The following is a 7,828-nucleotide window of genomic DNA, read 5'->3' as shown; positions in this document are numbered from 1 at the left end:
CCGAGTACTGGACGTACTCGGGCGCCCCGACAACGCGGCGAGGTGCGGTGCCGGACGACACGGGCCCGACAAGATCCGAAAGAGACGGCCTAGGGGCGCGGGAGGGAACGGGAGGCGGATGCACCGGTCCGGCGGACGGCGGCGGGCGCGGTACGCCTCACGCTGCGGTCCGGGCGGAGAAGGGCGGGGAGACGGCGCCGGACACCGTCGGTCGACGGCGGCGGGCCGGGGCGGCGACGGCTGGTGACGTCGCACCGACGCAGCGTATCGCGTCTGTGTGACTCTCGCCATAATGGCTACATAGCTTCCGCCGGTCTCGCAGCTGCCCTACCCGGAGGCCCTCCCCCGCCCGGCCGGCCCGCCGTTCGTGGGCGGGTGGGACGGCCGCGCCGGCATCGACGGCGGCGCGGGCGCCGGGGGCAGCGGCGGGAGCGACGGCTCGTACAGCCAGGCCGCGAGCAGGTCGTCCACCGGGCCGGCGGCGTAGCGGGCCACGTGGGCGGTGAAACCGGCGGTGGTCACCACGCCGTGGCGGTGCACCGAGGCCCAGTCGCGCAGCATCCGGAAGAACGCGTCCTCGCCGAGGGCGCAGCGGACCGCGTGCACGGCGAGGCCGCCGCGCTGGTACAGCCGGTCGTCGAACATCAGCTTGCGCCCCGGGTCGGCCAGCCGGAGGTCCTGCGCCTGCGAGGCCAGCAGGCGGTGTGCGGCGGCCGCCAGTTCGTGTGCGGTCCGGCCGCCGGAGCGCTCCGACCAGAGCCATTCCGCGTACTTCGCGAATCCCTCGTTCAGCCAGATGTGCCGCCAGTCGGCGATGGTCACGCTGTTGCCGAACCACTGGTGCGCGAGCTCGTGGGCGATGAGGCGCTCCGAACCGCGCACGCCGTCCACGTGGTTGGCGCCGAACAGGGAGAGCCCCTGGGCCTCGACCGGGACGTCCAGTTCCTCGTCGGCGACGACCACCGCGTACTCGCCGAAGGGGTAGGGCCCGAACAGCTCCTCGAACAGCTGCATCATGGCGGGCTGCCGGGCGAAGTCGCGGGAGAAGCGGGGCAGCAGGTGCGCCGGCACGTGCGCGCTCTGCGGGACGCCGCCGAGCCCGGGGTCGCCGAGCAGCACCGTCTGGTACATGCCGATGGACAGCCCGACCAGGTAGCTGGAGGTCGGCGCGGACTGCTCGTACACCCAGGTGGTCGTGCTGGCCCTGGTCGTACGGGTGAGCAGCCGGCCACCGACGACCACCGTGTAGGCGGACGGGGTGTTGACGGAGATCTGGTACGAGGCCTTGTCGGCGGGCCGGTCGTTGCACGGGTACCAGGAGGGCGCGCCGACCGGCTGGCTGGCCACCAGCGCGCCGTCGGTCAGTTCCTCCCAGCCGATGCCGCCCCAGGGGCTGCGCACCGGCTTGGGGTTGCCCGCCCAGTGCACCTCCACGGTGAAGGCGGCGCCGGGGGGCAGCGGCTTGGCGGGCCGGATCCGGAGTCTGCCGCCGCGGTGGGTGTAGTGCGGCGCCCGGCCGTTCACCAGGACCCGGCTCGTTTTGAACTCGGCCAGGTTCAGGTGGAACTCGGTGAGCGGGGCGCGTCCGGCGATCGCGCTGAGCCGGGCCGTTCCGGCCAGGCGGTTGGGACCGGGGCGGTATTCCAGAGCGAGTTCGTACCGGTGCACGCGGTAACGGGCGTCGCCGTTGGCCGGGAAGTACGGGTCCGGTGCCGCCGGTGCCGCTGTGTTGGGGCCGCTCACTGCCGCTTCCGCTCCCTGCGCTGTGCTCGTACGACGTGCTGGTGTGCCGGTGTGCCGGTGCCGCGCCGCCGAGGCGCCGCCGCGGCCCCGTCAGGACCGCCACGCCTCGATCGGGTTGCCCAGCCAGCGGCTGTCAGCGGGGACCGATTCCCCGGCCATGACGAGAGAGGCGGGGCCCAGGGTGCTGCGGGCCCCGACCGTGCTGCCGGGCAGGACGATTCCGCCCGGGCCCAGGGTGGCGCCCTCACGGAGGACCACAGTATCCGTCCTCAAGATCCGGTCGTGGAAGAGGTGAGTCTGCAGGACACAGCCCCGGTTCACGCTGACCGCGTCGCCCAGCGCCACCAGGTCCGTCTCGGGCAGCCAGTAGCTCTCGCACCACACGCCCCGGCCGATGCGGGCCCCGAGCGCGCGCAGCCACAGGGCCAGGAGCGGCGTACCGGGTACGGATCCGGCCAGCCACGGGACGGCCAGCACCTCGACGAAGGTGTCGACCAGCTCGTTGCGCCACACGAAGCCGCTCCACAGCGGGTGCTCGCCCGTCCGGTGACGGCCCACCAGCAGCCATTTCGCGGCGATCGCGACCAGGCAGGCGGCCGTGCCGGCGGCCAGCAGGACCGCTCCGGACAGCAGCGCGGCGCCCGCGGTCCCCAGACCGGTCGTGGTGAGCAGTGCGCAGAGCGCCGCCACGGTCAGTACGGCGAGCGCGGCCGAGCAGAAGACGGGGACGAGTCGGCACAGCTCCACCAGACCCCGGGCCCACAGCAGGCGCGCGGGGGGATCGTACGTCCGGCTCTGATCGGCTTCCGCGGCCGACCGCGGCAGCCGGACCGGGGGCAGACCCAGGTACGAGCTGCCCTTCTTGGCCTTCTTGGGGGTCGCGGACAGGACTCCGACCAGCCCGTCGTCCGGTACGGTGCGGCCCGGCGCGGTCATTCCGGAGTTGCCGAGGAAGGCCCGCCGGCCGATTTCGGAGTGCCCGATCCGCACCCAGCCGCCGCCCAGTTCACAGGGGGCGGTCAGGGTGTCGTCGGCGAGGAAGGCGCCTTCGCCGACGGTGGTCAGGCTCGGCAGCGCGAGCACCGTGGACACCTCCGCGCCGCGGCCGATCCTCATGCCGAGCAGCCGCAGCCACACCGGCGTGATGAGCCCGGCGTACAGCGGGAAGAGGGTTCCGCGCGACAGGTCCATCAGCTGGGTGACGGTCCAGGCCTGCCAGCCGACGCGGCTGTGCGTCGGATGGCTTCCGGTGCGCAGGCCCAGGCTGAGCAGGCGGACGCCGACCAGCAGCAGGAGCGCGTACGCGAACCCGTAGGCGAGCGCGCCGGGGACCACGGCGAGCAGGGCTCCGCGCAGGGCCGGGACGAGCCCGGCGTCGGCGGGCACGAACCGGCCTGCCACGAGCAGGGCGGGCAGCGCGGCGATTACGGGCAGGGCGGTGAGCCCGAAGCCGGTCGCCCCGTACATGGCGCGCCAGTGGACCGAGCGCGGCGGGCGTTCCCTGGGCCAGTTGCGCTTGGCCTTGCCGAGCTTGCCGGCGGGCGCTCCGGCCCAGCGCTGGCCGGTCGGGATCTGGCCGACGACGGCGGAGCCGGGGGCCACTTCGGCGCGCTTGCCGACGCGCGCGCCGGGGAAGAGGATGCTGCGGGTGCCGACCACGGCGCCCGCGCCGACCTTCACCGGGCCGATTTCGAGGCGGTCGCCGTCCAGCCAGTGCCCCGAGAGGTCGACTTCGGACTCCACGGCGCAGCCGCGCCCGAGTTTGAGCATGCCCGTGACCGGGGGCAGCGAGTGCAGGTCCACCTCGGGGCCGATCTTGGCGCCGAGAGCCCGGCCGTAGCGCTCCAGCCAGGAGCCGGTGAGCGAGGTGGCGCCGACGCACTCGACGAGCCGCTCGGCCGTCCAGAGCCTCAGGTGCACGCTTCCGCCGCGTGGGTGGCGTCCCGGCGTGACCCCGCGCAGCAGCAGGCGGGCGCCGCCGGCCGCGAGCGCGAGCCGGCCCGGGGGGCTGAAGAACAGCGCCGCGCCGGCGGCGACGAGCCACCAGGACGCGGCCGGCGCCCAGGGATAGGGACCGAACCAGTGCAGGACGTTGCCCAGGGCCAGCGCCACCGTCGTCCAGCGCAGTCCGACCAGGGTGAAGAGCGGGAGGAGCAGGAGCCACTGCACCACCTGGGACCGGAGCGGAACCGGTACGACGGCCCGTGCGGCGCCGTCGTCCCGTACGGACTTCTCCAGCCGCCGGGCCAGTTTGCGCAGCGTGGGCTGCTGATAGACGTCCAGTACGGCCGCCCCCGGGTAGCGCGTGCGCAGCCGCGTGGTGAGCTGCGCGGCGGCGAGGCTGCTGCCGCCGATGGCGAAGAAGTCGTCGTCGGCCCCCGTGACGGCCACGCCGAGGGTCTCGCTCCACTGCTCGGCGAGCCAGGCCTCGGTGCCGTACAACTGCTCGGTGCGGCCGGTGCTCTGCGCTTCGGGCAGGGGCCAGGGCAGCGCGTCGCGGTCCACCTTGCCGGAGGTGCGGGTCGGCAGTTCGCCGACGGGGGCGAGCAGCGGCACGAGGGCCGCGGGCAGTTCGGCGCGCAGCCGGGTCACGGCCGCGGCGTGGTCCCAGCCCTCCTGAACGACGAGGTAGCCGACGAGGAGCTGGTTGCCGCTGCGGGCCGTGCGGACGGCGGCGGCCGCGCCGGCGACGCCGGGCAGGGCCTGGAGGGCGGCGTCCACTTCGCCCAGCTCGATGCGCCGGCCGCCGAGTTTGATCTGCTCGTCGGCGCGGCCGAGGAAGACCAGCCCTTCCGGCTCCGCGCGGACGAGGTCGCCGCTGCGGTAGGCGCGCTGCCAGCCGAGGGATTCAAGGGGGGCGTACTTCTGGGCGTCCTTCTCGGGGTCGAGGTAGCGGGCGAGGCCGACGCCGCCGATCACGAGCTGGCCGCTGCCGCCCATCGGCACCGGCTCGCCGGACTCGTCGACCACGGCCAGTTCCCAGCCGGTCAGCGGGAGGCCGATCCGGATGGGCTCCTCGCCGGTCAGGAGCGCGGCGCAGGCGACGACGGTGGCCTCGGTGGGCCCGTACGTGTTCCAGACCTCGCGGCCCTCGGTGACCAGGCGCTGGGTCAGTTCGGGCGGGCAGGCCTCGCCGCCGAAGATCAGCAGCCGGACCTCGTTCAGGGCCTCGGGCTCCCAGAGCGCGGCCAGGGTGGGGACGGTGGAGACCACGGTGATCTCCTGGTCCGCGAGCCAGGGGCCGAGGTCGGCGCCGCTGCGCACCTGGGAGCGGGGGACGGGCACGAGGCAGGCGCCGTGCCGCCAGGCCAGCCACATCTCCTCGCAGGAGGCGTCGAAGGCGACGGACAGGCCGGCCATGACGCGGTCGCCGGGCCCGATCGGCTCCTCGGTGAGGAACAGCGCGGCCTCGGCGTCCACGAAGGCGGCGGCGCTGCGGTGGCTGACGGCGACCCCCTTGGGTGTGCCGGTGGAGCCGGAGGTGAAGATGATCCAGGCGTCGTGCTCGGGTCCGGGGCGGTCGGGGTGGGGGCGGTTGCTGTCGTCGGGGGCGGCGTCGGTCCTGGCGATGCGCTCTCCGGGGCCCAGCACCGCCCGCACCCCCGCCTCGCCGAAGACCAGCTCGGCGCGCTCGTCCGGGTCCTCGGCGTCGACGGGTACGTAGGCCGCGCCCGCGGCGAGTACGGCGAGGATGCCCGCGTACAGCTCGTTGGTCCCGGACGGCACCCGTACGCCCACCCGGTCGCCGAGCCCCACCCCGGCGGCGGCCAGGGAGCGCCGCCGGCGCTCGACCACGGCGGCCAGCGCCCGGTAGGTCAGCCGCTCGGTGCCGTCGTCCAGGGCGAGTTCGTCGGGGTACGCCCGTACGGAGTCCTCGAAGACGTCGACGAGGGTGCGCGGCGGGGCGGCGGGCCCGGCGGTGAACCGGGCGAACTTGACGGACTCCTCGCGCGGTGCGCCGTCGTCGAGCAGAGTTGCGCCGTCGTCGAGCAGAGTGACGTCACCGCGCTCAGGTGTGGCTGACATCGGCCCTCGCGTCTCGTTCCCGGTGGCGACCGGGTCACCGGCGGAGCCCGGGTCTGCCCGGGTTGTTCCGTTCCAGCGCCGAACAGCCCGCCAGTCTAGTGCGCCATCAAGAATTTTCCGGTCGAAGCCTTGCGCGTGGCCGGGAAGTAGCGATAAAGCGAACACCGGGTGCGGGGGCGATCAGAGCGGAGGTGACCGGGCCGTGAACACGGACGCAGTCACGCTGGAGCGGCACATCGCCGCTCGCCCGGCGACGGTGTTCTCCTTCCTCACCGAAGACGACAAGTGGCTCGCGTGGATGGGCGAGGACGGGGAGTTCACCTTCGAGCCCGGCGGCGCCTACCGGACCACCGTGCGGAGTGACGCCGTCGCCGCGGGGCGGTTCCTCGCGATCGAACCGCCCGGGCGGATCGTCTTCACCTGGGGCTGGGCCGAGGGCGACGAGGCCGTACCGCCCGGCTCCAGCACCGTGGAGATCACGCTCGAAGCGGTGGACGAGGGCACCCGACTGCGCCTGACGCACCGCGGCCTGCCCTCCCCCGACGCGTACGCCGCCCACGCCGAGGCCTGGACGCACTACGTCCGGCGCCTGGTGACCTGGGCGGAGGGCGGCGACCCCGGCCCCGACGACTGGACGTGACCCGCCGGGCGTGATCCGCAGTACACCCCTTATCAGCCCCCGGCCGCCCGGGCACCTGTCCACGGCGGTGCTGCGGCGGCCCGATGTGCGACACCCCGGTGACTGCCCCGGCCGACCGGCTCCAGGATGATCGATTCCGCGTTCCGCCCCTCCGTACGCCTTCGATCAGGGAGTCCAGCCCATGTCCGACATCACGGTACGAGCCGTACGGCCCGAGGACTTCGCGCAGTGGCGCGCCCTGTACCGCGGCTACGCCGACTTCTACCAGGTGGACCAGACCGAGGAGGCGGCCGCCACGGTGTGGTCGTGGGTGACCGATCCCGGCCACGAGGTCGGCGCCCTGGTGGCCGAGGGCCCCGACGGCCGGCTGTTCGGTCTGGCCCACTACCGCCCCTTCGCCCGGCCGCTCTCCGCGACGGTCGGCTGCTTCCTCGACGACCTGTTCGTGGCGCCGGAGCACCGCGGCTCGGGCGCCGCCGACGCCCTGCTCGACGCACTGCGCGCGCTCGCCGCCGAGCGCGGCTGGAGCGTGGTGCGGTGGATCACGGCCGACGACAACCACCGGGCGAGGTCGAAGTACGACCAGGTGGCCACGCGGACCATGTGGGTCACCTACGACATGACACCCACCCGCTGAGCGGCCGCGTCAACAAGTCGGCCAGGCCGCCGGGGCAGGCCGCGACCAGGACGCGGCGAAGGGTGGAGGCGGACGGCGGAGGGCGGACCCCGAGCGGTCCGTGGGCGCGGATGCCGAGCCGGCGAGGGTGTGCTGGGAGCGTGGCGGGCCCATTGCGCGATCGCCGGGTAGGACCGGCGCCGACCAGGACCGCGCAGGCGGCGGTGAGGAGAACCGCGACCAGCGAGTGTCGTCGTCCGCGACGGTCGTGCGGGTCAGGCAGAGTCGTCAACCGATGCGTCAGCACGGGCAGTTCGCGTGGGGCGGGGTTGGGCGACTTGATCAGGCAGACGGTGGCAGACTGGCGGCAGCCTTCTGGGCTGGCGCCCACAAGACCGGTACGCTGCCGTGGATGGCCTGTGCCGTCGTCGATGCAGGGGGTCGCACATGTCGAACACCGTTGTCCTGCTCCTCTCCGCCGGCCCGCTCGCCATGGTCCTGGCGATGATCGCCGCGCGCGGGTTGCGCGAGAGCAAGGACGCCTACACCGGGGAGGTCACCGGCCGGGAGGTGAGCACGTCGATCGGTACCTACGGCCCGACGGGCCACTGCATGATGCACATCCGCACCGACGAGGGGCGGGAGCTCAGCATCGAGGTGAACGACCGGACGTATCGGTCGCTCGCCGTCGGCGACCGGGTGGTCAAGGAGTGGGGCAGGCGCTGGCCGGAGCGGTCGGAGTAACGGAGCGAACAGCTCTGCCGCACCGCCCGGCACGCCCTCGCCGCCCGCGACCACCTCAC

At 73.9% G+C, this 7,828-nt stretch carries 6 protein-coding genes; 3 read left to right on the top strand and 3 right to left on the bottom strand.

The annotated features are described in order from the left end of the window. Positions 1–327: 327 nt before the first annotated feature. Both AC07DU_RS12700 and AC07DU_RS12695 read right to left on the bottom strand, forming a co-directional pair. Complete coding sequence (locus AC07DU_RS12700; RefSeq protein ID WP_479111136.1) at positions 328–1,743, bottom strand: M1 family metallopeptidase; 1,416 nt, start codon at positions 1,741–1,743, stop codon at positions 328–330. Between the two features lie 90 nt (positions 1,744–1,833). Further along, a complete protein-coding gene (locus AC07DU_RS12695; protein WP_479111134.1) occupies positions 1,834–5,769 on the bottom strand; it encodes a Pls/PosA family non-ribosomal peptide synthetase in 3,936 nt (1,311 codons plus the stop codon). A 202-nt stretch (positions 5,770–5,971) separates the two neighbouring features. Between AC07DU_RS12695 and AC07DU_RS12690 the strand changes: the two genes are divergently transcribed. Next, the gene (locus AC07DU_RS12690; protein WP_360893676.1) at positions 5,972–6,409 is read left to right on the top strand and encodes an SRPBCC family protein; all 438 of its coding nucleotides are present in this window, start codon (positions 5,972–5,974) and stop codon (positions 6,407–6,409) included. A 181-nt stretch (positions 6,410–6,590) separates the two neighbouring features. Further along, positions 6,591–7,046: an N-acetyltransferase family protein gene (locus AC07DU_RS12685; RefSeq protein WP_479111132.1), complete on the top strand. Its 456-nt coding sequence runs from the start codon at positions 6,591–6,593 to the stop codon at positions 7,044–7,046. Here the strand turns inward: AC07DU_RS12685 and AC07DU_RS12680 are convergent. Continuing rightward, the gene (locus AC07DU_RS12680) at positions 7,018–7,332 is read right to left on the bottom strand and encodes a transposase family protein (RefSeq protein ID WP_479111169.1); all 315 of its coding nucleotides are present in this window, start codon (positions 7,330–7,332) and stop codon (positions 7,018–7,020) included. The genes AC07DU_RS12685 and AC07DU_RS12680 overlap by 29 nt on opposite strands. 140 nt (positions 7,333–7,472) lie before the next feature. On the opposite strand from AC07DU_RS12680, the gene AC07DU_RS12675 reads away from it, so the two are divergent. Beyond that, a complete protein-coding gene (locus tag AC07DU_RS12675) occupies positions 7,473–7,769 on the top strand; it encodes a DUF7489 domain-containing protein (protein WP_479111130.1) in 297 nt (98 codons plus the stop codon). Positions 7,770–7,828 lie beyond the last annotated feature (59 nt).

It is taken from the genome of Streptomyces sp. NPDC045695, from assembly GCF_056432025.1.
The sequence above is the reverse complement of the archived record's forward strand: the minus strand, read 5'-3'. Positions and strand labels throughout refer to the sequence as shown.